Origin of the sequence: Mesorhizobium sp. M7A.F.Ca.CA.002.15.2.1 (assembly GCF_003998715.1) — a bacterium.
Lineage (GTDB): Bacteria > Pseudomonadota > Alphaproteobacteria > Rhizobiales > Rhizobiaceae > Mesorhizobium > Mesorhizobium ciceri.
The window spans coordinates 1-2,744 of record NZ_RZPI01000715.1 but is presented as its reverse complement, the minus strand read 5'-3'; the positions used below and the strand labels follow the sequence as shown (position 1 = coordinate 2,744).

General features: G+C 61.2%; 5 protein-coding genes. 4 read left to right on the top strand and 1 reads right to left on the bottom strand.

Annotated elements, in window-relative coordinates; all coding sequences use genetic code 11:
• The 3 genes from ENZ74_RS28065 to ENZ74_RS28055 form a co-directional block, all read left to right on the top strand.
• Positions 1 to 437: DnaJ C-terminal domain-containing protein (locus ENZ74_RS28065; RefSeq protein ID WP_281059740.1), on the top strand; the 437-nt coding region annotated here is incomplete at its 5' end.
• A gap of 106 nt (positions 438 to 543) precedes the next feature.
• The gene (gene fabI, locus ENZ74_RS28060) at positions 544 to 1,362 is read left to right on the top strand and encodes an enoyl-ACP reductase FabI (RefSeq protein WP_063167666.1); all 819 of its coding nucleotides are present in this window, start codon (positions 544 to 546) and stop codon (positions 1,360 to 1,362) included.
• 44 nt (positions 1,363 to 1,406) lie between these two features.
• Entirely contained in the window at positions 1,407 to 1,994 is a 588-nt protein-coding gene (locus ENZ74_RS28055) for a histidine phosphatase family protein (protein ID WP_013532802.1), read from the top strand.
• A 168-nt stretch (positions 1,995 to 2,162) separates the two neighbouring features.
• Here ENZ74_RS28055 and ENZ74_RS28050 read toward each other — a convergent pair whose 3' ends face one another.
• On the bottom strand, positions 2,163 to 2,423 hold the full coding sequence (locus tag ENZ74_RS28050) for a DUF1344 domain-containing protein (protein WP_013532801.1): 261 nt from the start codon (positions 2,421 to 2,423) through the stop codon (positions 2,163 to 2,165).
• A 178-nt stretch (positions 2,424 to 2,601) separates the two neighbouring features.
• On the opposite strand from ENZ74_RS28050, the gene ENZ74_RS28045 reads away from it, so the two are divergent.
• The coding region (locus ENZ74_RS28045) for a chorismate synthase (RefSeq protein WP_127313158.1) at positions 2,602 to 2,744 on the top strand (143 nt) is incomplete at its 3' end.

Below are 2,744 nucleotides of genomic sequence, written 5' to 3'. Positions count from 1 at the left end.
CTGAAAAGGTGACGGCGATGTTCCCCGACGGCCGCAAGGTGGCGGTCAAGCTGCCGGCCTATGTCGAGGATGGCCAGACCATCCGCCTCAAGGGTCAAGGCGAGCAGGGGCCGGGCCAGCCAGGCGACGCGCTGGTCAAGATCCATCTGCGCCGGCATCCACGCTACCGCATCGAAGGCCGCGACCTGCACGCCGATCTGCCGGTGATGCTGGCGGATGCCGTGCTCGGCGCCAAGGTGCCTGTCGAGACGCCGACCGGCAGGCTCGCGGTCAACATTCCGGCCTGGTCGAGCTCCGACAAGGTCCTGCGGCTGAAGGGCAGAGGCCTGCCGGAAAAGGCCGGCGGTCACGGCGATCTCTACGCTCATGTGCGTATCATGCTGCCGGAAGGCGGTGACAGCGCGCTCGAAGCGCTGTTGCGCAGCCAAAAAGGCTGATCGGCGGCTTTTGTCCCCTGAACTGTCCGTTTTGAGCGCTTGAAGGGGCTCTGTGCCTGTGCGATAGGGCAACCCACAAAGCTGAAATCTTGCGGAGAGCGCTCACATGGCGGGTGGACAGGGCCTAATGGCCGGCAAGCGCGGCCTCATTCTTGGCGTCGCCAACAATAGGTCGATCGCTTATGGCATTGCCAAGGCCTGCGTCGATCATGGCGCCGAGATAGCGCTGACCTATCAGGGCGAGGCGTTCAAGAAGCGTGTCGAGCCGCTGGCGGCGGAACTGGGCGCCTTTGTCGCCGGCCATTGCGACGTCACCGATCCGGCGAGCCTGGATGAGGTTTTCGCCAATGTCGCCAGACATTGGGGCAAGCTTGATTTCCTCGTCCACGCCATTGCCTTCTCCGACAAGGATGAGCTGACTGGCCGCTATGTCGAGACGTCACGCGACAATTTCCTGCGCACAATGGACATTTCGGTCTATTCCTTCACCACCATCGCCAAGCGCGCCGAGGCGCTGATGACCGATGGCGGCTCACTGCTGACGCTGACCTACTACGGCGCCGAAAAGGTGATGCCGCACTACAACGTCATGGGTGTCGCCAAGGCGGCGCTCGAGGCCAGCGTGCGCTACCTGGCGGTCGATCTCGGCGCCAAGAAGATCCGCGTCAACGCCATTTCGGCCGGCCCGATCAAGACCCTTGCCGCTTCCGGCATCGGCGATTTCCGCTACATCCTGAAGTGGAACGAGTACAATTCGCCGCTGAAGCAGACGGTGACGCAGGAGGAAGTCGGCGATTCCGGCGTCTATTTCCTGTCCGATCTGTCGCGCGGCGTCACCGGTGAAGTGCACCACGTCGATTCGGGCTACCACGTCGTCGGCATGAAGGCGGTCGACGCGCCTGATATTTCGACGGTCAAGGACTAGCACCCCCCAACCGTCGTCCGTCCCGATCCGCACCGGAAGACCTGATGTACCCGCTGGTTTATATCGCGCGCCACGGCCAGACCGCGTGGAACGCCGAAATGCGGCTTCAGGGGCAGGCTGACACCGATCTCAATGCTCTTGGCCGCGAACAGGCGACCGGCAACGGGCTTCGGCTAGCTGCGTTGGTTCCAGATCCCTGGGAATTCGACTTCGTCGCCAGTCCGATGAAACGGACGCGCGAAACGATGCAGCGTATTCGCGCCGCGATGAAGCTGGATCCGGATGCCTATCGAACCGATCCGCGCCTCGTCGAGGTCAATTTCGGCGATTGGCAGGGATTTACCTTTCCCGAGCTGGAGACGCGGTATCCCGGAGCAAGCGGGACGCGTGCTCTGGACAAGTGGAACTTCCAGCCGCCCGGCGAAGGCGCCGAGAGCTATCAGATGCTGCTCGAACGGGTGAGGCCATGCTTCGACGCGATTGAACGCCAGACGATATGCGTGACCCATGGCGGCGTCATGCGCACCTTGTTTCGTTTCGTTCTGGGATTGGCCGAGGACGAGGCAGCGAACCTGGAAATACCGCAGGATCGCCTGCTCAAGCTCGAAGGCAAGAGTCTGGAGTGGCTTTGATGCATGTCGCCCAAAATTGGCCCCGGTTTTGGGAGAACGACATGCATAAAACAAAGACCTAAAGCGGGTCGCCTGAATCCGTTCAGACGCGACACGCTCTAGGCCATTTCGCAGGCGGCTCGGCGAAAGCTGAACCGCAAACGCTGCATTCAATTGAGGTTGGAAGCTCTAGTTGGCTGAGCTGTCCGGCAGTTCCATGTCGGTGATGACGTTTTCGCCATTGGTCACATCGTAGGCAATGACGATGTCCATGCCCGGCTTCAGCGCGTCGAGATCGGTCTCTGCGTTCAGCTTGTAGGACTTGCCGTCATCCAGCGTCAGCGTCGCCGTGTCCTTGTCGATCTTCTTGATCAGGCCTTCGGTCTGGCCGGCGAAAGCGGCGGTGGAAAGCAGCAGCGTGGCGGCAACGGCGCTAATCAGGGTACGCATAATCGTTCCTCTTTATCATTGCACCGGCATGGCGGCGGGCTGTTCAACAGCGGATGGAGCAGAGCAGAAACCAACCGAATGTGTCAAAACTAAATCCGCCAGATCACAGTTTGACCCCTGTGAAAAACGCCAATAGAACGCAATCTTCAGCCGGCTCCGATGCCGGGCAGGGTATTTCATGTCTCACAACACGTTCGGCCACCTTTTCCGCGTCACCACCTGGGGCGAAAGCCATGGCCCGTCGCTCGGCTGCGTGGTCGACGGCTGTCCGCCCGGCATCCGCTTTACGCGCGACGAGATCCAGGCCGAACTCGACAAGCG

Bases quoted from the DNA above. Each gene is read 5' to 3' on its own strand.
- ENZ74_RS28055 (WP_013532802.1), top strand. From the start codon at position 1,407: ATGTACCCGCTGGTTTATATCGCGCGCCACGGCCAGACCGCGTGGAAC.
- fabI (WP_063167666.1), top strand. From the start codon at position 544: ATGGCGGGTGGACAGGGCCTAATGGCCGGCAAGCGCGGCCTCATTCTT.
- ENZ74_RS28050 (WP_013532801.1), bottom strand. From the start codon at position 2,423: ATGCGTACCCTGATTAGCGCCGTTGCCGCCACGCTGCTGCTTTCCACC.